At 70.3% G+C, this 23,799-nt stretch carries 22 protein-coding genes; 17 read left to right on the top strand and 5 right to left on the bottom strand.

The window, feature by feature from the left end; genetic code table 11:
* Positions 1-14 precede the first annotated feature (14 nt).
* Together yidD and thrS are read left to right on the top strand one after the other, a co-directional pair.
* Positions 15-374: a membrane protein insertion efficiency factor YidD gene (gene yidD, locus ACE101_RS27365; RefSeq protein WP_379138982.1), complete on the top strand. Its 360-nt coding sequence runs from the start codon at positions 15-17 to the stop codon at positions 372-374.
* Positions 375-701: 327 nt separating this feature from the next.
* The gene (gene thrS / locus ACE101_RS27360) at positions 702-2,714 is read left to right on the top strand and encodes a threonine--tRNA ligase (RefSeq protein ID WP_379136529.1); all 2,013 of its coding nucleotides are present in this window, start codon (positions 702-704) and stop codon (positions 2,712-2,714) included.
* Positions 2,715-2,762: 48 nt separating this feature from the next.
* Here the strand turns inward: thrS and ACE101_RS27355 are convergent, their stop codons facing one another.
* Together ACE101_RS27355 and ACE101_RS27350 are read right to left on the bottom strand one after the other, a co-directional pair.
* Positions 2,763-3,059 (bottom strand): alkylphosphonate utilization protein, encoded by a 297-nt coding sequence (locus ACE101_RS27355; protein ID WP_379136527.1) that lies wholly within the window; start codon positions 3,057-3,059, stop codon positions 2,763-2,765.
* Positions 3,060-3,241: 182 nt separating this feature from the next.
* Complete coding sequence (locus tag ACE101_RS27350; RefSeq protein WP_379136524.1) at positions 3,242-3,919, bottom strand: hypothetical protein; 678 nt, start codon at positions 3,917-3,919, stop codon at positions 3,242-3,244.
* 350 nt (positions 3,920-4,269) lie between these two features.
* Between ACE101_RS27350 and ACE101_RS27345 the strand changes: the two genes are divergently transcribed.
* The 8 genes from ACE101_RS27345 to ACE101_RS27310 all read left to right on the top strand — a co-directional run bounded on the left by ACE101_RS27345 (position 4,270) and on the right by ACE101_RS27310 (position 10,871).
* Complete coding sequence (locus ACE101_RS27345) at positions 4,270-4,989, top strand: trna delta -isopentenylpyrophosphate transferase (RefSeq protein WP_379136521.1); 720 nt, start codon at positions 4,270-4,272, stop codon at positions 4,987-4,989.
* A 393-nt stretch (positions 4,990-5,382) separates the two neighbouring features.
* Positions 5,383-5,808, top strand: a complete 426-nt coding sequence (locus ACE101_RS27340) for a response regulator (RefSeq protein ID WP_379138979.1) — start codon at positions 5,383-5,385, stop codon at positions 5,806-5,808.
* Positions 5,809-6,167: 359 nt separating this feature from the next.
* A complete protein-coding gene (locus tag ACE101_RS27335; protein WP_379136518.1) occupies positions 6,168-6,377 on the top strand; it encodes a NepR family anti-sigma factor in 210 nt (69 codons plus the stop codon).
* Positions 6,378-6,545: 168 nt separating this feature from the next.
* Complete coding sequence (locus tag ACE101_RS27330; RefSeq protein WP_379136515.1) at positions 6,546-7,763, top strand: alpha/beta hydrolase; 1,218 nt, start codon at positions 6,546-6,548, stop codon at positions 7,761-7,763.
* Between the two features lie 191 nt (positions 7,764-7,954).
* The gene (locus ACE101_RS27325) at positions 7,955-8,557 is read left to right on the top strand and encodes a glutathione S-transferase family protein (protein ID WP_379136513.1); all 603 of its coding nucleotides are present in this window, start codon (positions 7,955-7,957) and stop codon (positions 8,555-8,557) included.
* Between the two features lie 53 nt (positions 8,558-8,610).
* Complete coding sequence (locus ACE101_RS27320) at positions 8,611-8,856, top strand: hypothetical protein (RefSeq protein WP_379136510.1); 246 nt, start codon at positions 8,611-8,613, stop codon at positions 8,854-8,856.
* Positions 8,857-8,967: 111 nt separating this feature from the next.
* Entirely contained in the window at positions 8,968-9,756 is a 789-nt protein-coding gene (locus ACE101_RS27315; RefSeq protein WP_379136508.1) for an SDR family NAD(P)-dependent oxidoreductase, read from the top strand.
* Between the two features lie 209 nt (positions 9,757-9,965).
* Positions 9,966-10,871, top strand: a complete 906-nt coding sequence (locus tag ACE101_RS27310; RefSeq protein ID WP_379136506.1) for a DUF3313 domain-containing protein — start codon at positions 9,966-9,968, stop codon at positions 10,869-10,871.
* A 169-nt stretch (positions 10,872-11,040) separates the two neighbouring features.
* Here ACE101_RS27310 and ACE101_RS27305 read toward each other — a convergent pair whose 3' ends face one another.
* Positions 11,041-12,105, bottom strand: a complete 1,065-nt coding sequence (locus ACE101_RS27305; protein WP_379138976.1) for an amidinotransferase — start codon at positions 12,103-12,105, stop codon at positions 11,041-11,043.
* Positions 12,106-12,532: 427 nt separating this feature from the next.
* Here ACE101_RS27305 and ACE101_RS27300 point away from each other — a divergent pair, with 427 nt between their 5' ends.
* The 5 genes from ACE101_RS27300 to hpnK all read left to right on the top strand — a co-directional run bounded on the left by ACE101_RS27300 (position 12,533) and on the right by hpnK (position 17,973).
* Positions 12,533-13,612, top strand: a complete 1,080-nt coding sequence (locus tag ACE101_RS27300; protein ID WP_379136503.1) for a lysylphosphatidylglycerol synthase domain-containing protein — start codon at positions 12,533-12,535, stop codon at positions 13,610-13,612.
* A 5-nt stretch (positions 13,613-13,617) separates the two neighbouring features.
* Entirely contained in the window at positions 13,618-14,298 is a 681-nt protein-coding gene (locus tag ACE101_RS27295) for a Tgt2/MlaC family protein (protein ID WP_379136501.1), read from the top strand.
* A 65-nt stretch (positions 14,299-14,363) separates the two neighbouring features.
* A complete protein-coding gene (gene hpnI, locus ACE101_RS27290) occupies positions 14,364-15,551 on the top strand; it encodes a bacteriohopanetetrol glucosamine biosynthesis glycosyltransferase HpnI (protein ID WP_379136498.1) in 1,188 nt (395 codons plus the stop codon).
* A 45-nt stretch (positions 15,552-15,596) separates the two neighbouring features.
* Positions 15,597-17,030 (top strand): hopanoid biosynthesis associated radical SAM protein HpnJ, encoded by a 1,434-nt coding sequence (gene hpnJ / locus ACE101_RS27285; protein ID WP_379136495.1) that lies wholly within the window; start codon positions 15,597-15,599, stop codon positions 17,028-17,030.
* Between the two features lie 88 nt (positions 17,031-17,118).
* Complete coding sequence (gene hpnK, locus ACE101_RS27280) at positions 17,119-17,973, top strand: hopanoid biosynthesis-associated protein HpnK (RefSeq protein ID WP_379136492.1); 855 nt, start codon at positions 17,119-17,121, stop codon at positions 17,971-17,973.
* Between the two features lie 115 nt (positions 17,974-18,088).
* Here the strand turns inward: hpnK and hpnN are convergent, their stop codons facing one another.
* Positions 18,089-20,737 carry a hopanoid transporter HpnN gene (gene hpnN, locus ACE101_RS27275; protein ID WP_379136490.1) on the bottom strand — a complete coding sequence of 883 codons (2,649 nt, stop codon included), beginning with the start codon at positions 20,735-20,737 and terminating at the stop codon, positions 18,089-18,091.
* 661 nt (positions 20,738-21,398) lie between these two features.
* Here hpnN and hpnH point away from each other — a divergent pair.
* On the top strand, positions 21,399-22,553 hold the full coding sequence (gene hpnH, locus ACE101_RS27270) for an adenosyl-hopene transferase HpnH (protein ID WP_379136488.1): 1,155 nt from the start codon (positions 21,399-21,401) through the stop codon (positions 22,551-22,553).
* On the opposite strand, the gene ACE101_RS27265 is transcribed toward hpnH, so the two are convergent.
* On the bottom strand, positions 22,476-23,216 hold the full coding sequence (locus tag ACE101_RS27265; RefSeq protein WP_379136487.1) for a phosphorylase: 741 nt from the start codon (positions 23,214-23,216) through the stop codon (positions 22,476-22,478). The two genes, hpnH and ACE101_RS27265, sit on opposite strands and share 78 nt — an antisense overlap.
* Before the next feature lie 186 nt (positions 23,217-23,402).
* Here ACE101_RS27265 and ACE101_RS27260 point away from each other — a divergent pair, with 186 nt between their 5' ends.
* On the top strand, positions 23,403-23,666 hold the full coding sequence (locus tag ACE101_RS27260) for a hypothetical protein (protein WP_379136484.1): 264 nt from the start codon (positions 23,403-23,405) through the stop codon (positions 23,664-23,666).
* The last annotated feature ends 133 nt before the right edge of the window (positions 23,667-23,799 follow it).

Genomic DNA, 23,799 nt, shown 5'->3' with positions numbered 1-23,799 from the left:
GCCGCGCCGCCCGCATTCCGCGCCGCGCTGCGCATGTGGCGATCCGCGGCTACCAGCTCACCCTGTCGGGCCTCGTCGGCCGCCAGTGCCGGCACTGGCCCTCCTGTTCGGCCTACACGGACGAGGCGATCCAGCGGCACGGCCTCTGGGCCGGCGGCTGGATGGGCGTGGCCCGCATCTGCCGCTGCGGCCCCTTCGGCACCCACGGCATCGACCTCGTGCCCGAGACATTGCCGACGCAGGCGGCGTGGCACCGGCCCTGGGCCTACGGGCGCTGGCGGGGCGTGAACGCGCCGGCCGGGCCGCTGGCGGAGGAGGCTGTGCGGGCTCGAACGTCCGGCTCCGGCAGCCCGACGCGCCGCATGCCGAGGTGACGCGGGGCGCCCTCTCATCCGATTGCCGATTGATGGCTCGGTGACGGCTGAGGCCATCGCGTCGCGATGCGGAAATCGGCTTCGCTCGATCGCCGCGCGGGCTTGTGATCCGTGTTCCGGAAGCAATCGTCCGGACGACGGATCACCGACTCAATAATCTGATTTCAAGACAAAACCTTATTGCATCATATTCAGGCGCCGCTGCAAGCCTCTCTGACGCTGCGTCGCGCAGGCGCCCCTGGCCTTTTCCGGCGGCGCTGCTATGGAGGCGGCCCCATCCCATCCGCTTACCTGCACGGTGCGCAGGAGTGAGCCGCAGGAGCTTTCATGCCGATCCTGACATTCCCCGACGGCGCCACACGCGCCTACGACGACGCGGTCACCGGCCGCGCGGTGGTCGAAGGCATCGCCAAGTCGCTGGCCAAGCGCACGGTCGCGATGGCGCTCGACGGCACCGTCCACGATCTCGACGACCTGATCAGCCGCGACGCGCGCATCGAGTTCCTCGATCGCAGCGATCCGCGCGCCCTCGAACTGATCCGCCACGATTGCGCGCACGTGCTGGCGGAAGCCGTGCAGTCGCTCTGGCCCGAGACCCAGGTCACGATCGGCCCGGTCATCGAGAACGGCTTCTACTACGACTTCTACCGCGAGACCCCGTTCTCGCCGGACGACTTCGCCGCGATCGAGGCGCGGATGCGCGAGATCATCGCGCGGGACGCCCCCTTCACCAAGGAGGTCTGGAAGCGCGACGACGTGCGCGCCCTGTTCGCCGACAAGGGCGAGGCCTTCAAGGTCGAGCTGGTGGACGCGATCCCGGCGGGCGAGGACCTGAAGATCTACCGGCAGGGCGAGTGGTTCGACCTCTGCCGCGGCCCCCACATGACCTCGACGGGCAAGGTCGGCACGGCCTTCAAGCTGATGAAGGTGGCGGGCGCCTATTGGCGCGGCGATTCCACCAAGCCGATGCTGAGCCGCATCTACGGCACGGCCTGGGCCGCCCAGGCCGATCTCGACGCCTACCTGCACCGGCTTGAGGAGGCGGAGCGGCGCGACCATCGCCGCCTCGGCCGGGAGATGGACCTGTTCCACTTCCAGGAGGAGGGGCCGGGCGTCGTCTTCTGGCACCCGAAGGGCTGGACCCTGTTCCAGGAGCTGATCGCCTACATGCGGCGGCGCCTGAAGGCCGATTACCGCGAGGTCAACGCCCCCCAGATCCTCGACAAGGCCCTGTGGGAGACCTCGGGCCACTGGGACTGGTACCGGGAGAACATGTTCGTCACCAAGACCGAGGACGAGCGGGTCTTCGCGATCAAGCCGATGAACTGCCCGGGCCACGTGCAGATCTTCAAGCACGGCCTCAAATCCTACCGCGATCTACCGCTGCGGCTTGCGGAATTCGGCGCGGTGTCGCGCTACGAGCCCTCGGGCGCGCTGCACGGGCTGATGCGCGTGCGCGCCTTCACGCAGGACGATGCCCACGTCTTCTGCACCGAGGACCAGCTCGCCGCCGAGTGCCTGAAGATCAACGACCTGATCCTCTCGACCTACGCGGATTTCGGCTTCGACGAGATCGTCGTGAAGCTCTCGACGCGGCCCGAGAAGCGCGTCGGCTCGGACGCCCTCTGGGACCACGCCGAGGCGGTGATGACCCGCGTCCTCGCCGAGATCGAGGAGCAGTCCGGCGGGCGCATCCGCACGGCGATCAACCCGGGCGAGGGCGCCTTCTACGGCCCCAAATTCGAGTACGTGCTGCGCGATGCCATCGGCCGCGACTGGCAATGCGGCACCACGCAGGTGGACTTCAACCTGCCGGAGCGGTTCGGCGCCTTCTACGTCGATGCCGATGGGCAGAAGAAGACGCCCGTGATGGTCCACCGCGCCATCTGCGGCTCGATGGAGCGCTTCACCGGCATCCTGATCGAGCACTTCGCCGGCCATTTCCCGCTCTGGCTCGCGCCCCTGCAGGTCGTGGTGGCGACGATCACCAGCGACGCCGACCCCTATGCCCGCGACGTGCTGGCGGCGGCGGAGGCGGCGGGTCTGCGCGCCGAGGTCGATCTGCGCAACGAGAAGATCAACTACAAGGTCCGCGAGCACTCGCACGCCAAGGTGCCGGTGATGCTGGTGGTCGGGCGCCGCGAGGGCGAGGAGCGCACGGTCTCGATCCGGCGCCTCGGCAGCCAGCAGACCCGCACGCTGCCCCTCGACCAGGCGCTCGCCGATCTCGTCGCCGAGGCGACCGCCCCGGACCGGCGCCGCCGCGACGCGGTGACCGCGAGCGTGCCGAGCGAGGACGTCGCTCTCGACGCGCAGCACGGCGTGGCGGCGGCCCCCTGACCCCTGAATCCGGCCGCCGCGCATCGGTTGCGGCGGCCGGACCCGGGTTCAGCGCTTGCGCACGAATTCCGTGCGCAGAACGAGCCCCTTGATCGTGTCGTGGCGGCAGTCGATCTCCTCGGGGTTGTCCGTAAGCCGGATCGAGCGGATCACCGTGCCCTGCTTCAGGGTCTGGTTCGCGCCCTTGACCTTCAGGTCCTTGATCAGGGTCACGGAATCGCCGTCCGCGAGGATGTTCCCGGATGCGTCCCGCACCTGAACCGCCGCGGCGGCGGCCGCGAGTTCGCTGGCCGGCCGCCACTCGCCGGTCGCCTCGTCGTACACGTACTCGTCGTCATTCGCCATGTCGGTCTCCGTCGCGCGAACCTGGCACCTTCTCGCGGCCCTAGAGACAGGCGGCAAGAGCCCGGGTCCTCGACATTGCGATATTGTTCGCGCACTCCGCTCCGGACCGGCGGATATCCCGGATTCACCTGATCCGGGCCGTCGACGATCTCACGACAATGCCGCCGCGCTGCGGCGCAGCCTCAGAACCCGAACGGATCCGTGAAGGGCAGGGGCCGCCGACGCACCGGGGTCTCGGGCACGATCGGCCGGGTGATGTCGACGGCGAGCAATCCCTCGACCGCCAGCGCCAGCACCGCCGCGACGCCGTCCGCCGCGTTCTGGACCACCGCCGCGCACTCGACCAGCCGGCCGGTGCCGCTCTCGTCGAGATGGTGCAGGATCCGCACCCGGTCGCCCGCCGAGACGAAGGTGCGCCGGCAGGCCATCACCAGCCGCACCGTCGAGATGCGGGGCTCGGCCCGCAAAGTCGCCGCGCTCTCGATGACGAAGCGCCGGCCGTCCTCCGCCACCACCGGCTCCCCCGCCACGTAGGCGACCCGGAACGGATGGCGCGCGAGATCCGCCTCCGCCACCACGTCGATCAGCAGGCCCGGCTCGTCCGTGCGCGCCTGCTCGAAATCCGCCGCGTGCTCCACCACCTCGCCGCCCATCAGGAGGCGGGCGGGGGCCGGGGCGGCGCGCAGCGATTCCACCGCCGGGTCGAGGGCGGCGATCGCCAGGAAATCGGCCACGAGCGCCATGCGCGGCGCCGCGGGAAGCAGCGCGGGCGCCGCCCGCCGCCCGCCCCGCACCGCGCTGCGGCGGCTGCCCGGACGCTCGAGCAGGGAAGCGGAATCGTGCGGAAGGGGGGCGTTCATGGCCGGTCGGGACTCCGGAGGCACGGACGGGAACGGGCGCCGCTCGCGCGACTTGAAAAGATTTCGTCTGCTCGTCTTACAAGAACGATACGCGAACATCACCGATCCGGTCAACGCCTTCACAGTTCCTGATCCCGAACCTTGGCGGTTATGGTCTTCCGATCGAACCCGGATCGAGCGACGAAGCCGCTGCATAGGAGTCCGCAATGCGATATCGAGACGCGGATCTTCTTGATGAATGCCGGCAAAATCACTCGCTCTTCGAGAGCCGGCATGCTACAAGATCGACCGTGGAATCGGGGGCCTGAAGGGCCGCCGCAAGCCGCCTTCGAGCAGGTGAGATCGATCGCATGAGCGCAACGACCGACAAGCAGATCGCGGAGATCCTCGCGACCTACGGCGAGCCGCTGGCCGGCAATGTCTGGCGGGTGCAGGGAACCGCCGTGATCTACCACAAGGCCCTGGAGCGGATCGCCGCCCAGGCCCGCATCCGCTTCGACGCGCCGGTGATCGTTCGGGCCGAGCGGGACGAGGCCGTGATCCTCGTCACCGGCCACATGCCGGGCCCCGGCGGCGAGCGCGCGGAATGGTCGATCGGCGAGGCGCTGATCGGCGTGAACTACAAGATCGGCGGCCGGCAGCCGGCCTACGTCTACGCCATGGCCGAGAAGCGGGCGAAGGACCGCGTCATCCTCAAGCTGGTGGGCCTGCACGGCCTGCTCTACTCGGAGGACGAGGCCGACGAGTTCAAGGCCTCCCGCCCGGATCTCCAGCCGGCGGCGAAGACGAAGCCCATCCATGTGCCGGACCAGGAGGACGAGGCCGCGGAGGAGCCGGCCGAGGCCGCCAGCGCCGAATCCGGCCTCGCCGGCGAGGCCGATCTGAAGGCGCAGATCGACCGGGCGAAGAGCATCAATGCCGTGACCGACCTGATGCTCTCCCCGGAGACGCAGGCCCGGCTCTCCGCCATGGCTCCCGGCCTGCGCGACGAGGTGCGCGAGCACGCCAAGCAGCGGCTCGTCAGCCTCGGCTGGCCGGCCAAGACCCGCAAGGCGGCAGCGGCGGCCTGAAGCCGGACGCGCGCTCCAATCCGACCCGCAGGAGGAGGGCGGCCCGGCATTCGGGCCGCCCTTCGGTCGTTCGCACCCGTGCGCCCGCGCACGGCGCCAGGTCTGCGATTGGCCGAATCGTGAACGGGAATCCGCACCGGTCGCCTTGGCGTGAGCCCCCGGCCGACGCAAGATGGGTCCAAGGCAGGCGAACGGGCGGACAACACGCTGCGAAACGGGGTTGCGTCGAACGGGAATCGGCTCCGTCCCGGAGCCACGGGATCACGTGCCGGCGCACCCTTGATTCGGCACATCAAGGGCAAGATGATGCGCTGGTGGTCAAGCTTTCGTGAGCCCGCGCGGAGAAGCGTCCCGGGCGATGCAACCAGTGAACTGGACGCCCGTTCCATGCCTATGAGCGATACCGGCGGCGCGAAGCCACAACCCGTGATCCTGGTCGTTGAGGACGAGCCGGAGGAGCGTTTCCTGGCGGCGACGCTGCTGGAGGAGACGGGCTTCCGCGTCATCGAGGCGGACACCGCAGAGAAGGCTCTCGCAATCCTGCGCGAGCGGGGCGGGGAGGTGAACGTCGTGTTCTCCGACGTGCGCACCCCCGGGCCGATCGGGGGGTTCGAGCTCGCGCGGATCATCGGCGTGACCTGGCCGCGCGTGCACGTGCTGCTCACCTCCGGCGACGCGGGCGATCAGCCGAGCGATCTGCGCATGTCCGCCACCTTCATCCCCAAGCCCTGGCGGGCGCTCGACATCCTCACCTTGGTCGAGCAGGCGGCCGGCTATCACGGCGGGCGCTCGCCCGTCGGGGATGCGAGCGCGGGCTGAAACCGGCTCGGACGCACCTGGCGGGTCGCGCCGAGGCGGGACCGGCGCGGCAGGGCCTGCGCGGAACCATTCCCCTCTTTCGATCAGGATCCGATGGAACCGGCCGGCCGCGTACATCATCGCGCGCGGCGGCAGGATGTCCACAGGCAAGATTTCCAGAGGAACGGCGGGCGGGACCGCGCCGAAAGGTTAATTCGCGAAACGACCTGATCGGCCCTCTCGGCGCACGGCTTTACGCAACCCAGTCAATCCGGCCGCGTTGAGACTCGTGATTTGTTGAGACTTGCCGCTGCGAGATCCCGCGCCGGGATCCGCTTCCTTCCCGAAACCGGAGACGGGGCCCCGCCCGACGACGCGCCATGAAGCTGATCCCGAGCAACCATGCGGCCAGTTTCGGCCAGACGCACGCCACGGCGTCGTCGCTGGCGGATGCGCTGCTGCTCGCCAAACTCGGGCACGACCTGCGCACCCTCTACACGGACTTCGTCGACGAGCCCGTCCCCGAGGCCCTGAACCGGCTCGTGGCCCGCCTCGACGCCCTGGACGATGCGGGCCGCGACGGGGCGTGACCGCTGCGTCGCTGGTTGCACCCGCGACTGTACCGCTGGAGTGACAGAATCGCACCACCGTTGCCGCGGGGTCGATGACGTCTTGAGATTGCGTGCGATCTGGTGTCGGGTGGGTTCCGTCGACGGTCCGGTCCTCCGCCGGCAGCGTCCCGCCAGCCTCCCGGTCCCATGCGCCCCACGCTCCGCACCCTCCATGCCCTCCTGCTGACCCTCGGCCTCGCTGCCGGGGCAGGCGAGGCCGGCGCCGCGACGCCCCCCGCCCAGCCGAAGGACGGGCCGGGCGGCGCGGCCTACGCGGCGCAGAGCGTCGTCAAGCGGGCGCTCGGGCGCGCGGGTGCCGTGACCTTCGCGTTCTACGGCAACGGCGCCGCCCCCGCGGCGGGCCGCCCGGTCGTGGTGTTCCTGCACGCCTGGGGCGCCACCAACCCGCAATCCTACGGCTCCTGGATCGAGCACCTCGCGCGCGAGGGCTATCTCGTGCTGTTCCCCCGCTTCCAGGAGGTGAACCGCACCCGGCCCGCGGATGCGAGCGCCACCGCGGCCGCCCTGATCAAGGAGGCGCTCGACGGCCTCGCGGGCGATGCGGAGGCGAAGCCCGACCTCGCCCGGGTGGCGCTGATCGGCCATCTCGCCGGCGTGCCGATCGCCGCCAACATCGCGGCGCACGCGGCGGAGACCGGGCTGCCGGTGCCCAAGCTCGTCTTCGGCGCGATGCCGGGCGGCATCGCCCGGGACGACAAGTCCCGCGGCATCGCCCTGCACGACCTCGGCCGCATCGATCCGGCGACGCTCGTCATCACCATCATCGGCGACCGCGACGCGCGCGCCGCCGACATCGCCTCCCGGCGGCTGATGCGCGAGAGCACCGCCGTCACGCCCGAGCGCAAGCTCCTGATGCGGGCCCTCTCGGACGATCACGGCTTCCCGGCGCTCTCCGCCACCCTGGCCTCGCCCGCGGGGGTCAATGCCGCCTACGATGCCGGGGCGATCAAGCTGCCGCCCGAGCCGCCGAAGGACCCCAAGCAGAAGCCGCCGCCCTTCAAGTGGTCCGCCGACATGGCGCTGACCGGCGAGCAGACCACGCTGGTGGCGCAGATCAACGCCGCGGGCACCGACAGCCTCGACTACCTCGCCTACTGGAAGACATTCGACATGGCCGCGGCGGCCGCCTTCGCCGGTCAGGACGCCGCCTCCCTGAAGGCCAATTCCCGCTTCACCGACATGGAGCGGTGGAGCGACGGCTGGCCGGTGAAACGCCTCGCGGTCGAGACGCCGCGCCCCCCCGCGGAGCGGCCCGCCGCCACGGCGACGACCACAAAGCCCACCGCGCCGAAACCGGCCGAGGCGAAGCCGGGCGCCAAGCCCGCCGGCGCCCCGCGCCCCTGAGCGCACCCGGATGGGCTCGGCGGAAGCGCGTGAGGCGATTCTGCCGAGCTTCCCGGTTCGCATCTTCGTCACCGCCGAACCGGCCGACCGCTTCCCCGCTTCAGCGTCCCGACTGGCCGCAGAGTCCCGCCGGACAACCGCACGACGCCGTTCGGGAAACCCGCTGAGGCACTCACTCCCCGGAGGTCCCGATGAAGCTCTACCACTCGGTCACGTCCCCCTTCGTGCGCAAGGTGATGGTGACGGCCCACGAACTCGGCCTCGCCGACCGCCTGGAACTGCTCCCCGCCGCCGCGCATCCGGTGAACCGGGACGGCGGCATCCTGCCCCACAACCCCCTCGGTCAGGTGCCGACCCTGATCCTCGATGACGGCACCGTGCTGGCCGACAGCCGGGTCATCTGCGAGTACCTCGACCATCTCGGGCAGGGCGGCCTGTTCCCGCGCGATTCCACGCGCTGGGGCGTGCTCGCGGCGCAGTCGCTCGGCGACGGCCTCCTCGATGCGGCGCTCCTCGTCGTCTACGAGGGCCGGGTGCGGGCCGAGACCGAGCGCTCCGAGGCCTGGGTGGCGGGCCAGCGCGCCAAGGTCGTGAGCGCGCTCCAGCGCATCGAGGCGGCGGCGCCCTCCCTCGGCGACCGGCTCGACATCGGCACCATCACCTTCGGCTGCGGCCTCGGCTATCTCGATCTGCGCTTCGCCGACATGGAGTGGCGCGCCCATCACCCGGCGGCGGCCGAGTGGTTCGCGCGCTTCGCGGCCCGCCCGTCCATGCAGGCGACGAAGCCGGTCTGAGCGGCCGGCAAGGGGGCGCCAGTGACTGGCGCGCCCCTTGCTAGGATCGTCCGGTGTCGCATCGGGCCCAAGCCATGAACGACTTCGTCGCCCTTCTCTTCGCCGCGCTCGCCTTCTGCGCCGGCTTCCTGATCCTCGGCTGGGCCGTCGAGGCCGCCTCTCACTTCCGCCTCGGCTCCCCCTTCCTGAGCGAGGGCAACTTCCTCCAGGTGGCCTTGGCCCTGGGCCTCGCGGTGGCCACGTGGCGGCGGGCGACGCGCCGCCCGCTGCCGGCGGCCGGGGATGCCGGCGGTCTCTGACCGGACGAACGGCCCGGGAGCCATGCGGGCACCGGATGGCGGTCCTGCTTCGCGGCCCGTTGCCTGAGGGCCGTCTTTCTCGCGAGTGTCGCGGCACCGGGAGATGCCGCCATGCCCGACCGCCTCATCGGAAAAATCGCGATCGTCTTCGGAGCCGGCTCGGCCGGATCCGGCTGGGGCAACGGCAAGGCCGCGGCCGTGGCCTATGCGCGCGAGGGCGCGCGGGTCGTCTGCGTCGACCGCATCCCCGAGGCCGCGGACGAGACCGCCCATCTCATCGCGGAGGAGGGGCACGAGGCCGAAGCCGTCACGGCGGACGTCACCGACGCCGAGGCGGTGGCCCGGGCGGTCGCGACGGCCGAGCGCCGCTTCGGTGCCCTCGACATCCTGCACAACAATGTCGGCCTCGCCGAGCCCGGCGGCCCGGAGGATCTCGACGAGACCGCGTGGCAACGCGCCATCGAGATCAATCTCGGCGGCGTCTGGCGCACCTGCCGGGCGGTGCTGCCCGGCATGCGGGCGCGGCGCCGGGGCGCGGTGGTCAACATCTCCTCGGTGGCCTCGATCCGCTGCGCCGGCGCCCCGGCCTTCGCCTATGCGGCGGCCAAGGCCGCGGTGAACCAGGCGACGGTGGCGGTGGCGATGCAATATGCCCGCCACGGCATCCGGGCGAACGCCATCCTGCCGGGCCTTCTCGACACCTCGCTGCGCGACGATTGCCGCGCCGCCGGCACCCGCGATGCCGGACGCGACCGGCTGGTCCCCCTCGGGCGGCTCGGCGAGGCCTGGGACATCGCCCACGCGGCGGTGTTCCTGGCCTCCGACGAGGCCCGCTTCATCACCGGTGTCTGCCTGCCGGTCGACGGGGGCCAGAGCTGCTCCATGGCGCCGCTGAGCTGATGAGGCCGGGGCGGGGCCCGGTCATGTGGCTGAATCGTTACAGCAGGTCCGGAAGCGCGCGCGACGCGGGCCGGCGGCTTCTCCGGCCGGGGCCGAACGGCTAGGCTTAGGCCAACTTCGCGGCGTCCGGCTCGGGGGCACCTGGCGCGCGCGCGGATGGGTTGCGTCCCTGCGGGACGCCCATCCTCCTCCGGATAGGAAGCGAGTGTATGCGGAAGGTGCTCAAGGCGGTCCTGGCGGCACGGGCCGTCCGTTTCGGCGCGGCGGCGGCCCTCCTGGCCGCGACGGCCGGATGCGGGACGCCGCTCCTGACCGAGGCAGGCCTGATCTCCCGGTACGACCACCTCACACCCACCGAGGCCACCGCCACGAAGGCCCGGATCTTCGTCGACAAGGCGGCCCTGGCCGGCACCCGGACGGTGCGCATCATCCCGACCGCCTTCTCGGAGGTGGTCTCGGGCTCCAGCCTCACGCCGCATGAGCGCCGGCTGATCGCCAACGCGGCGGACCGGGCGCTCTGCTACGAACTCTCCCTGCGCTACGACGTGGTCTCTTCCGGCAAGGCCGACCTGACCGTCCGCTCCGCCATCACCCGCGTCGGCCTGACCAACGTGCCGGCGGCGGGCGCCACGATCGGCGCCTCGGCGGCGATCTCCATCGCGGCCCAGGTCGGAGTCGGCTTCGCGGATTCCGTCGGCAAGGTCCCGGTGCCGCGCATCCCGATCGGGCTCGGCGACCTGACCGTCGAGGCCGAGGCGATCGACGCGCGCCGGCAGCAGCGGGCCGCCATGGTCTGGGCCGGCGGCGCCAACTCCTTCACCAACCAAGCCCGCTTCTCCCCGGGCAGCGACGCCTACGACCTCGCCGGCGATTTCGGCCAGGATTTCGGCTATCTGCTCGCGACCGGCGAGGATCCTTTCCAGGCCGAACTCACCATCCCGACCTACGACCGCATCCGCGTGACGGCGCTGGGCGAGGCCCCGCTCGATCCCGATTGCCAAGCGTTCGGCCGCGCTCCGGGCATCGACGGCATCATCGGCGATTCCCTCGGCTTCCCGCCGGAATGGACCGACAAGGGCTCGCTCGACATGCAGCGGGCAGCGGGCGCCCGCTGAGAGCGGCACGGGTTCCGTGGTTGCACAACCGGGAGCGGCGGGCCGCTTCCGGCATGCGGCTCCTGCCGACTTCCCGACCCCTTTTCCGGAATTCCCTCCGCTGCCGCTCCAGCCGTGCAGGCCCGGAAAGGGGTCGGAGCGGGAGAGCCGAAGCCCTCCCGGTCATCAATCAGAAGTAGGACTTCAGCGTGCCGCGCCGCCGCACGTCGAGCGTGGCGCAGTGGAACGAGCCGCCGAACGGGCCGTAGGACAGGAACGGTGCCGGGATCGGATCGAAGCCCCAATCCTTGAGCGCCTTGATCAAGGTCGGCTGGCTCGCATCGACCACGATCTTCTTCTCGTCGAGCATCAGCACGTTGATCGAGGTCCAGGGCGAGCACATCGAGATCCTGCTCATGAAACCCTCGACCGGATCGGGCTGCGGCGCGATCAGCACGTCCCACTTCTTGAGGATCGGCGGCAGGCGCTCGACGTCGATGTATTCGGGATTGACCAGCACCTTGCCGGGCGCGAGCGGCATGAACGACGAGTCGATGTGCATCGGCTGCGGGCAGCGGCTCTCGATCTCGTGGATGCGGAAGCCCGGCCCGAGGTGGCGGCGCAGCCACTCGATGCCCATCAGGTTCGTCACGTTCGAGCGGGTGACGAACAGGTCGCGGCCGCAGCGCACGAAATCCGCCGCGTCGAAGACCGGCTCGAACTCGTTGACCGTGTAGCGCATCGGCTCGCCGGCCTTCAGGTTCGGCACCCGATAGTCGTAATTGTAGAGGTCGTCGGTGAGCTGGGGCCGCGGGGCCGAGGTCCAGCGGGCGCCGGCCCGGAAATACTCCTTGAACAGCGCCCGGTAGGCATCGCCCTCGAAGTAGCGCGAGCGCCAGCACATCGGCGATTCGATGATCTCGTCGCCGATCACGAGATAGGGGTCGCGCGGGCAGGCGACGCAGAAGCCGCGCGAGGTCCAGCGTGGCGCCTTGTACTTCTTCGAGAAATCGACCGTGTCGGGCCGGCGCACCGTCACGCCCTCGCCCGCCAGGATGGCGATGAAGTTGTCGAGCTCGGCCTGGGCCAGCTTCTTCATGAACTTCGGGTATTTCCAGCCCGAGGCGAAGCGGTAGAAGGGCTGCGCGGCGCGCGGCAGGTTGAAGATCACCGTCAGGTGATGGGTCGGGATGGTCGCGCCGTCGAGGCTGCCGACGATCACCTCCTCAAGGGGATCCCACTCGTTCCAGGCCATGACCGGCGAGTGGGGCGATGCGGCCCGGTGCGGGGCCGATGCGGCGTTGAACGCGAGCAGGTCCTGGCTGGCGGCCTCGTCGAGCACGGCGTGCTCCGGAGCGATGGTCGTCTCCCGGTCCATGTCTGTGTCTCTCCCCTTGGGCCGTTGCAAATCGGCCTCATCCGGGGCGCTTCCGCATCGGAGCATTTTCAGCGCTCGGACCGGAAAAAGCGCCCAGCGCCATAATGTTGCGAGCTTTCCCGAGGAATCGGGTCGAAGCGACGGCACACCCCGTTTACCCGGTAGTGTGTCCGGGCGGTGATAGACAACGCGTGGTGAAGCTGCAACGTCGCGGCTCGGAAGAGGATGTTTTGCGCCCGCCCGTTGCACGAATGGCGCGCATCCCGGGGGCCCGCGGAGCAACCGTGGCAACAGAAAGAGGACCATGAAGCGTCTCACCACCCTGGCCCTGGCGGCAGGCCTGTGCACCGCGATCGGCCTGTTCGTGTCCTCCGGCCCCGAGGCCGTGATGGAAGCCGCCTGGGCCGCGGGCTGGGGTGCCGCGCTCGTGGTGCTGGCGCGCGTGGTCGCGGTGGCCTGGGCGGGCCTCGCCTGGTGGGCGGTGTTTTCCGCGGAGAGCCGGCCGACCCTGCGCACCTGCGTGTCGATCCGCTTCGTGCGCGAGGGCATCAACACGCTGCTGCCGGTGGCGCAGGTCGGCGGCGACCTCATCGGCGCGCGGCTCCTGACCCTGCAGAAGGTGCCGGGCGGGCTCGCCGGGGCGAGCATGTTCGTCGACCTGATGCTCCAGGCGCTCACCCAGTTCCTGTTCACCGTGGCCGGGCTCGGCATCCTGATCGCCCTCGGCGGCGACGGGCCGATCGTGCATTACGTGGCGGTGGGCCTCGCGGTGGCGGCGCCCGCGCTCGGCGCCTTCTACCTCGTGCAGCGGCGCTCCGGGCACCGGCTCCTGCAGGCGGCGATGCGCCGCTTCGCCAGCGGGCGCGAGTGGCGGGCCCTCGGCGCCGTCGACGTGCTCTACGCCCATCTGCGCGGTCTCTACGGATCGCCCCGCCGCGTGGTCTCCGCCATCGGGCTGCATCTCATCGGCTGGGTGATCGGCGCCCTGGAGGTGTGGGTGGTCCTGCGCTTCATGGGCTACGGCACCGCCTTCGTGGAGGCGCTGGTGATCGAGAGCCTCGCGCAGGCGGTACGCGGGGCCGCCTTCGCGGTGCCGGGCGCGCTCGGTGCCCAGGAGGGCGGGCTGATCGCCCTCTGCGCGATCTTCGGCATCCCGGCGGAGGCGGCGCTCGCGCTCTCCCTCGTCAAGCGGGTCGCCGATCTCGCGGTCGGCGTGCCGAGCCTCGGTCTCTGGCACACCCTGGAGAACCGCGCCCGCGGGACGGCGACGAGCTTCGGATCGTCCCTGCGCGGCATGTTCGGGTCGGCGCCGGCATCCCTCGATCCGGCCTACGGCTATGCGGCGCCCGGCGTGGCGACCGCCGATGCGAAAAGGGGAGAGTGACGCACGTGCGGAATCGACGCGAGATCCTGCGCGCCGGCCTCGTGATGACCGGCATCCTGGCAGCCGGCCTGTCGGCCTTCGGCACCGGCCTCGGGCTCCGCCCGGCCCGGGCCGCCGACGACCCGGCGGTCGCCACGGCACAGCGGATGATCGAGGCGTTCCAGGAGGCGCTGAAGAGCCCGGACGTGCGCGGCCGCGTGGCGGTGCTGACGGCGCCGATGGCCGAGTCGTTCGACCTGCCCGCCATGCTGCGCCTCGCGGTCGGCTCGCGCTGGAAGGACATCCCGGCCGACAAGCAGGCCGCCCTGATCGAGGCCTTCGGCCCCTATCTCACCGCGACCTACGCGACCCGCCTCTCGGCGGCGACGGGCGGGCGCTTCAGCGTACAGCCCAAGAGCGAGCCGCGCGGGAGCGGGCGCATCGTGCGCGGCACCGCCACCGATGCGAGCGGGGACGAATCCCCGGTCGACTACATCACCAACGCGGACGGCAAGATCACCGACGTCTACCTGCAGGGGACGGTGAGCGAGGCCGGGACGCTCAGGACCAACTTCGCCGACACGCTCAAGAGCGGCGGTGCCGACGCGCTCCTCGAATTCCTGCGCAAGACCACCGCCACGATGCTGGCGGCCGCGCCGACGCCGGCGCCGGCCGGAGCGCCCGCGGCGGGTGCCGCCAAACCCTGATCCCGCGGGGGCCCGCCGCCCCCGTTTCGCCGCTGCCCGCGGCCGCCAGTGTCCTCGGATCTCTCATGGACTCCACCTGGATCTCGACCCCGTTCTTCTGCCTCGCGGTGGTGGGTTGCGCCTATGCCCTGGTGGCGGCGTGGCTCGCCGGCCGCACGGCGCGCCGCCCCGCGCCCGCCCTGCCGGCCGGCGCGGGGCGTCCGTCCGTGACCCTGCTGAAGCCGCTCTGCGGGGCGGAGCCCAATCTCTACGAGAACCTGACCACCTTCTGCCGCCAGGACTACGCCGGTCCGATCCAGGTCATCTTCGGGGTCCAGACCGTGGCGGACCCGGCCATCGCGGTGGTCGAGCGCCTCAAGGCCGCGCATCCGGCCCTGCGCATCGACCTCGTGGTCGATTCCCGCCAGCACGGCTCGAACCGCAAGGTCTCGAACCTGATCAACATGGCGAGCCTGATCGCGCACGAGATCGTGGTGCTCGCCGACAGCGACATGGTGGTGGCGCCCGACTACCTGGAGCGGCTCGTCGCGGAGCTGGCGCAGCCGGGGGTGGCGGGCGTGACCTGCCTCTATCACGGCGTTCCCGCCTACAAGACCGTCTGGGCGCAGCTCTCGACGCTCGCCATCGACACGCAGTTCCTGCCGAACGTCCTCGTCGGCACCGGGCTTCGCCTCGCGGAGCCCTGCTTCGGCTCGACCATCGCCTTCCGGGCGGAGCAGCTCGCGGCGATCGGCGGCTTCGAGCGGGTGAAGGACGACCTCGCGGACGATTACGCCCTCGGCGCGGCCCTGCGCGGCAGCGGCGGCGGGATCGTCGCCATCCCGAACTTCACCATCGGGCATACCTGCGTCGACACCTCGCTCTCCGACCTGTGGCGGCACGAGACGCGCTGGAACCGCACCATCCGCAACGTCGATCCGGCGGGCTACGCGGGCAGCCTCATCACCCACGCCTTCCCGCTCGCCCTGATCGGCGCGCTGATGCCCGATACCAGCCCGGAGGGGCTCGCCATCGCGGCGCTGGCGCTCACCTGCCGCATCGTCCAGTGCCTGCGAATCGAGCGGGCCTTCGGCCTCGAGCCGCACCCCTACTGGCTGCTGCCGATCCGCGACCTGGTGTCCTTCGCCGGCTTCGCGTGGTGCTTCGTCTCCGGCGCCGTGACTTGGAAAGGTCATGATTATCGCGTTGTGGCTGACGGCACGCTCATCCCCGAGCCGGGCCTCGCGCAGGAATCCGGCGCTCCCTCGACCTGATCCGGCCGGCCGACCGGCCCCGACCGCAACCGCGAGACGAACCCGATGCGCACTCTCTTCCTCCAGGCTCCGACCTTCGACGGCTTCGACGGCGGCGCCGGCTCCCGCTACCAGGCCAAGCGCGAGATCAAATCGTTCTGGTATCCGACCTGGCTCGCCCAGCCCGCGGCCCTCGTCGAGAATTCCAAGCTGATCGACGCGCCCCCGCACAACCTGAAGCTCTCGGACGTGGCCGCGCAGGCGAAGGATTTCGACCTCGTGGTGCTCCACACCTCGGTGCCGTCCTTCAAGCAGGACGTGGCCACGGTGGCGGCGCTCAAGGCGGCCAACCCGAACCTCAAGGCCGGCCTGATCGGCGCGAAGGTGGCGGTGGACGCGCAGGGCTCGCTGGAGAAGGCGCCGGTCATCGACTTCGTCGCCCGCAACGAGTTCGACTTCACCTGCAAGGAGGTCGCCGACGGCCGCGACCTCTCCCAGATCAAGGGCCTGTCCTACCGCAACAGCTCCGGCGTCATCGTGCACAACGAGGACCGGCCGGTGATGATGGACATGGACCAGCTGCCCTTCGTCACGAGCGTCTACAAGCGCGACCTCGTGATGGAGAACTACTTCATCGGCTACCTGAAGCACCCCTACATCTCGTTCTATTCGGGCCGGGGCTGCAAGTCGCGCTGCACCTTCTGCCTGTGGCCGCAGACGGTGGGCGGTCATACCTACCGCACGCGCTCGGTCGGGCACGTGATCGAGGAGATCAAGTACTGCCTGAAGGCGTTCCCGCAGACGAAGGAGTTCTTCTTCGACGACGACACCTTCACGGACAACCTGCCCCGCGCCGAGGAGATCGCCCGCGAGCTCGGCAAGCTCGGCGTGACGTGGTCGTGCAACGCCAAGGCGAACGTGCCGCGCGAGACCCTGAAGGTGCTGCGCGACAACGGCCTGCGCCTGCTGCTGGTGGGCTACGAGTCCGGCAACCAGCAGATCCTGCACAACATCAAGAAGGGCATGCGGGTCGAGGTGGCCGAGAAGTTCACCAAGGACTGCCACGACCTCGGCATCGCCATCCACGGCACCTTCATCCTCGGCCTGCCGGGCGAGTCCAAGGAGACGATCCAGGAGACGATCAAGTTCGCCACCCGGATCAACCCGCACACCATCCAGGTCTCGCTGGCCGCGCCCTATCCGGGCACCTTCCTGTACAAGCAGGCGGTGGAGAACGGCTGGCTCGACGAGGCCAATGCCGAGCTGGTGGACGAGAACGGCGTGCAGATCGCGCCGTTGCACTACCCGCACCTGTCCCACACCGAGATCTTCAACTCGGTCGAGGATTTCTACCGGAAGTTCTACTTCCGGGCGCCGAAGATCGCCTCGATCGTCGGCGAGATGGTGCGCTCGCCCGAGATGATGAAGCGCCGCCTGCGCGAGGGCGTGGAGTTCTACCGCTTCCTCAAGGAGCGGCAGGCGACGCCGAAGGCGGCGTAACGCCCCGACGCCTCGGGCCGATCACCGACACGACCCCTCTCCCGCCCGGGAGAGGGGTTTTCGCATCTTCAGGGCCCTCGTTCGCGCCATGACCCCATCCCGCAAGCGCCTCGTCGTCACCGCGGACGATTTCGGCCTGAGCCCTCAGGTGAACGACGCGGTCGAGCGGGCGCATCGCGAGGGCATTCTCTCGGCGGCGAGCCTGATGGTGGCCGCGCCCGCCGCCGCCGACGCGGTGGCGCGGGCGCGGCGGCTGCCCTCCCTACGGGTCGGCCTGCACCTCGTCATGGTGGAGGCGTGGCCCCGGCTGCCGGCCGCGGACCTCCCCGACCTCGTGGATGAGAACGGGCTCCTGCGCCGCGACATGGGCCGGCTCGGCCTCGACCTCGCCGCGAAACCCTCTGCCCGTCGCCAGCTCGCGGCGGAGATCCGGGCCCAGTTCGAGGCCTACCGGGCGACCGGGCTCCCCCTCGACCACGTCAACGCGCACAAGCATTTCCACGTGCATCCGGTGATCGCCGGCCTCGTGCTGGCGATCGGCCGCGACTACGGCATGCGGGCGCTGCGGGTGCCGCGGGAGGACCGCGCGGTGCTGCGGCGGGCGGAGCCCGGCGGCGCATCAGGGCTCGCTCTCGACACCGCGCCCTGGGCGGCCCTGCTCGGCTTGCGCGCCCGCCGCGCCGGTCTGCTCGCGCCGGACGGGGTTCTCGGCCTCGCATGGTCAGGCCAGATGACGCCGCCGCGCGTCGCCGGCCTGCTGCGGCACCTGCCGGACGGGCTGACCGAACTCTACGCCCATCCGGCGACGGCGGGCGGCTTCCCGGGCGAAGCGCCGGGCTACGCCTATGCGGAGGAGCTGGCGGCCCTCACCGCTCCCGAGAGCAAGGCGGCGCTCGCCGCCTCGGGCGCGAGGCTCGGCGGGTTCTCGGACTTCGTCGGATAGGTCTCCCGGGCGCGACGTCCCCCGGCAGCCTTCCGAAGCACGGCGATCCGACAGCGAAACGGCCGGCGATCCAGGATCGCCGGCCGTTTTTCAACTCACGTTGCCGGATCGACCGCTACACCGCCCGCCGGGCCGCCACGCTCTCCCGCTCGCGGACGGGCTCCCGCGCCGGGGCGGGGACCGCGCGGCTCGCGGGCTTCGGCGGCGGGCCGAGGAAGGCCGGCACGATGAAGAAGGCCGCCACCAGCGTGAAGAACAGCGACAGGGCGAGCAACTCGCCCATGCTCGCCGTGCCCGGATGGCTCGACAGGACGAGCGATCCGAAGGCGGTGCCGGTGGTCAGCGCCGAGAAGAAGATCGCCCGCGTCAGGCTGGAGGCCAGCATGTCGGCGACGCCCGCCCGCCACGCGATCACGTAGTAGATGTGGAAGGCCACGCCCACCGCCAGCATCAGCGGCATCGCGATGATGTTGGCGAAGTTCAGCGGCATGCCGATCAGGTAGAGCGCCTCCAGCGTCCACAGGGTGGCGAGCACCAGCGGGCCCAGCGCCATGGCGACGTCCCAGGGACGCCGCAGGGCCACCGACAGGATCACGAAGATCGAGACCAGGGCGAGCAGGCCCGCCTCGATGAAGGCGCCGAGGATGGTGCCGCTCGACCGGGTGGTGGCGATGGGCGCGCCCGTCGCGTGCGGCGCGACGCTCAGCACCTCCTTGGAGAAGCGCTTCAGCACCGCGTTGTCGTTCGAGTTGCCCTTGGGCTGGACCTCCAGGCGCGCCCGCCCGTCCTTGGCGATCCACTCGGAGCGGATCTGCTCGGGCAGGTTCTCGATGGTGATCTTCTCGGGCGCGAGCAGGCCGCGCAGGCGGGTGAGCAGCCCCTTGAGGTCCGGGACGGTCGCGGCGGCCGCGGCCTCGCGGATCGCGGGCGCCGCGGCGGCGAGGCGGTCGAGGGTCTCCGTGAAGGCGATGATCTCCTTCTGCGGCCCGGTCTCGCCGTTGCCCGCGACGCCGCGCAAGGCGGTCGAGGCCGACTTGATCGCCGTCACCACCTCACGGTCGCTCGGGGGCGGGGCGACGCGCGGCGGGCTCAACACCGGCCCGAGCACGCTCGCCGCATCCTCGATGGTCGCGAGCTTCTGGTCCTGATCGGGCGGCACGAAGGTGGTGATGTCGATGACCCGCGCGACGATCGGGAGCGCCCGCAGCCGCTCGGCCATCGGACCGACCGCGTCGCGGTTCGGGACCATGACGTCGATGGTGTTGGGGCTCGTCTTCGGGTCCTTGGCGAGGTCGAGATAGGTCGCGACCGATTCCACCTTCGGGCTGCGCAGGTGCATCGGGTTCGAGTCGAAGGGCAGGTAGTAGAGGAGCGGCAGCCCGGCGATCGTCACCAGCCCGGTGAGCACCAGCACCAGCTTGCGGTTGGCGATGATCCAGTGATCGACCTTGGCGAGCGAGGCGGTGCCGACCTCCTCCTTCTCGCCCGGCGGCTTCATCACGGCGATGAGGGCGGGGAGCAGGGTGAGGGCGAACAGGTAGGCCACGATCATGCCCACGCCGGCGATCAGCCCGAGTTCGGACACGCCGCGGAAATCGGTGGGCAGGAAGGAGAAGAAGCCCGCCAGCAGCGAGACCGCCGCCAGGGTCAGCGACCAGCCGACCCCGTGGGCCGCGGAGCGGATCGCCTTGTCGAGATCCGGCTGGACGAACCGGTCGGCCCGGTAGCGCACCGCGAACTGGATGCCGAAATCGATGCCGAGGCCCACGAACAGGGCCGCGAATGCCACCGAGATCGGGTTGAGTTCCCCCACCATCAGGAGGCCGAGCGCCGCCGTGACGATCAGGCCCGCGAAGGTCGTGATCAGCACCGCGATCACGAGGCTCGCCGAGCGCAGGGCGAGCCACAGGAACAGGACGATCGCCCCGACCGTGACCGAGTTGTTGAGGAGCGCGTCGTCCGAGAGGGTGGCGAACTCGTCGTCCGCCACCGCCACCTGCCCGGTGAGCCGCACGGTCACGCCGTTCTGCGGCGTCAGGTTCAGGTCGCGGGCGGTCTTGCGGATCAGCGCGGTCGCGTCCGCGCCCGGCTGCAATTCGTCGAAATCGAGCTTGGGCTGGGTGATGATGAAGCGGCGCAGGTCCCCGGCCTCGGCCTTGCCCCCCGAGAGGAGGAGCTGCCAGGACAGCCGGGCGGGCTCGCCCTTCAGCACCGTGTCGAAGGTCTCCTTCAGCTGGCCGATCGGCTGCGTCAGGTCCTCGAGCTTGGCTTGACCGCCCTTCACGCCCTGGGCGCCCAGACCCATCGCCTGCATGATGCCGCGCAGGGACGGATCGGCCGAGAGCGGGCCGAGCAGGCCCTGCTGCTGCACCAGCTGCTCGGTCGTCTGCTCCAGCTCCTTCTGCGACATCAGCAGGAAGCCGTGCTTGTCGAAGAACGGCCCGCCATCGGGGCGGTAGACGACCGGCAGACGCTCCTTGTGCTTGGAGAGGGCGTCCGTGAGGCGGGCGGCCGCCTCGTCCGCCTGCTCGGGCGTGCGGGCGTCGATCACCGCCACCAGCAGGTTGCTGCGTTGGGGGAAGGCCTGCTCGAACTGGATCTCGTCCTGGCGCCAGCCGACCTCGGGGGAGATCAGCCGCTCGACGTCGGTGTTGATCCGGAACAGGTGCGCCGCCGTGAGCACGCTGGCCAGGGTGATGACGAGAGCCATCCCGAGGACGAGCCAGCGATGGCGGACGGAGAGCGCGACGAGCCGTTCGATCACGTTGCCTTGCCTACCGTTGGGGGAACGCGCCGGGACCGCACGACGCGGCCCGGCCCGGATCCCGAAGAGTCCGCATCCCATGCCTCCGCGAACCGCGATCCCGGATCGCTGCCGAAGGGCGCCGAGTCCGGGCGCGCCGGGAGGCCCCTGGGGCGTCCCCGGGGCGATGGCGCGCTAAGTAGTGGTCCGGCAGGACGATTGCAACGCATTGGCTCGAAACGGATCCGGGACGCGAGGGTTGCAGCGCCGCCCAGCCGGTCGCGGCCGGACAGGCGGGAGGCGGGCTTCACGCCCGCATGATGGCCACGAGGCGGGCTTTACGCCCGCCCGGTCACCGCCGTAAGACGGCATATCGGGCCGAGCCCGGCCCGGATCGGCGGCGATCGCTCCGATCCGGCGCGAATCGCGGCCGCGACGGCGGGTCCCGCGCCCGGCGCCGCGAGGCGGCCCGTCGCGGCACCGGAGGCGATTGCTGCGCTGCGGCGTCGCACCCCGGTTGCGATCTCGGCATTGGCCAGAACGGAAGAGCGGAGTAGCTTCGCCTTATCGTCGGGTTTCGGCAACAGTTAGAGCCATTCGAACCTAGGTCGCTGGAATTTCGCCGCTTTTCGCGTTAAGCACACGCGGTTCCACCCTGCAAGCGAGACAAGGAGCCTCGATCTTGGGCATCCCTCTACGGTACGTCGCGAAGATCGGCGGCTACATCCTCAAGCAGCATCTCACGGGCCGCAAGCGCTATCCGCTCGTGATGATGATGGAGCCGCTGTTCCGCTGCAATCTGGCCTGCGCCGGCTGCGGGAAGATCGATTATCCGGACGAGATCCTGAACAAGCGGCTGCCGGTCGACGAAGCACTCGAATCGGTCCGCGAGTGCGGCGCGCCCGTCGTCGTCATCGCGGGCGGCGAGCCGCTGCTGCACCGGGATCTCCCGCAGATCGTCGAAGGCATCATCGCGCAGAAGAAATTCGCCATCGTCTGCACGAACGCGCTGCTGCTCGAGAAGAAGATCTCGCAGTACAAGCCGAGCCCGTACTTCACCTGGTCGATCCACCTGGATGGCGACAAGGAGATGCACGACCAGTCGGTGTGCCAGCGCGGCGTCTATGACAAGGCGGTGGCGGCGATCAAGAAGGCCAAGGAGCTCGGCTTCCGGGTCACGATCAACTGCACCTTCTTCAACAACTCCTCGGCCGACAAGATCGCGGACTTCTTCGACAGCGTGACCCGGATGGGCATCGACGGCATCACCGTCTCCCCCGGCTACGCCTACGAGCGCGCGCCCGATCAGCAGCACTTCCTCAACCGCAAGGCCACGAAGGACCTGTTCCGCGGCGTGTTCCGCCTCGGCAAGCAGAAGGGCCGCGAGAAGTGGACCTTCCAGCAGTCGGGCCTGTTCCTCGACTTCCTGGCTGGCAACCAGAGCTACCATTGCACGCCCTGGGGCAACCCGACCCGGACGGTCTTCGGCTGGCAGAAGCCGTGCTACCTGCTCGGCGAGGGCTACGCCAAGACCTTCAAGGAGCTGATGGAGACCACCGACTGGGACGCCTACGGCACCGGCAACTACGAGAAGTGCGCCGATTGCATGGTCCACTCGGGCTACGAGGCGTCCTCGGTGGTCGATTCAGTGCGCAAGCCCTGGAAGCCGCTGGTCTTCGCTCTGAAGGGCATCAAGACCGAGGGCGAGATGGTCCCCGAGATCTCCCTCGAGAACCAGCGCCCGGCCGAGTTCGTGTTCTCACGCAACGTCGCGCAGAAGCTCTCCGAGATCCGGAACGCCGAGGCCGAAGCCAAGAAGCGCGCGACAGCGGCCTAAGGAGGCGAAGGCCGCCGAGGAATCCCGGGCGAGGCGCACCAGCCCGCCCACCTTGGCGGAACGCCGGGCGAGAGCCCCCAGGACGGCGAGCACATCGGGCTCGCCGTTCGGCTTGAGGGCCTTGGCGATCGCGGCGGGCAGCGCCCGGTCGGCCGGGTCGCACACCACCCGCACCGCGCAGAAGGGCAGGCCGTGGCTCTGCGCGAAGGCCGCCGCCACGTGCGATTCCATGTCGACGGCGGCCGCCCCCGTCTCCGCGTGCAGGGTGGCCTTGGCGTAGGGCGACAGCACGGCCGCGTCGACGCCCGCGAGATCCGCCCGCACCACCCGGAACGGCGCGTCGGCGAGACGCCCGGCGAGCGCCCGGACCACCTCCGGATGGGATGCCTGACGCCGCCCCGCGGCGACGATGCCGGTCGCCACCACCACGTCGCCGGGCACGAGATCGGGGGCGAGGCCGCCCGCGATGCCGATGCTCATGACGGCGCGGCAGCCGGGCCGGACCCGCTCCTTGAGGAGTTCCCGCAGCCGCTCCGGATTGCCCCCGGCGCCCACCGTGGCGACGCCGGGCCCGGCGGCGAGGCGGGCCTCGCGGGCCAATCCGGTGACGGCCAGCACGGGATGCGGCCCCGTCGGGCCGGCGGTGTCCTCGACGACGATCATGCGGGCGGAAAACCTGTCTGAAGGGGACGCGCGGAACGGTTTCCGCACCAAGCACCCTTCATACCAGGGCGTGTGGGGCGGCTCTGTGGCGCCGGCGTCACGGTGTGCGGGCAGGACTCGCCGGAGCCCGCGTGCCACGGCCCGCGGGATCTGCCGTCAGGAGGCGACGCTCCGGGAGACCCCGCCATGCTGCCCTACGAGCACACGCTCACCTCCGATGCGCAGCCGGTCAAGATCGCCCCGCGGGAAAAGGGGGTGCCCTTCACCGCGGAGGTGCCGTCGTGTTTCGAGGCCGCACCTCTGACGAGAGCGTCACTCAAATTCCCGCTGGGAAGACTGGGCGCCAGTCAACGGCAGACGGTAATTGCGCAAATTGATTTCTATACAAATGAAACTGCAATAATATCGACCCCAAAGGGGGGGGGTGATCGAAGCGAATGTAGCACATGATTGGCAGATAATAGCGATGATGTCCACAATAAATCCCGACGGAACTGCTGGGATGCAAATAGATGTCGGCGATCGCTGTGATCGATAGCTTTCGAAAGCTGCGCGACAGCCGGGCTGACGGCAAATCAGCCCG

It is taken from the genome of Methylobacterium carpenticola, from assembly GCF_042748905.1.
Lineage (GTDB): Bacteria > Pseudomonadota > Alphaproteobacteria > Rhizobiales > Beijerinckiaceae > Methylobacterium > Methylobacterium carpenticola.
This window is presented reverse-complemented; position numbering and strand designations above follow the sequence as displayed.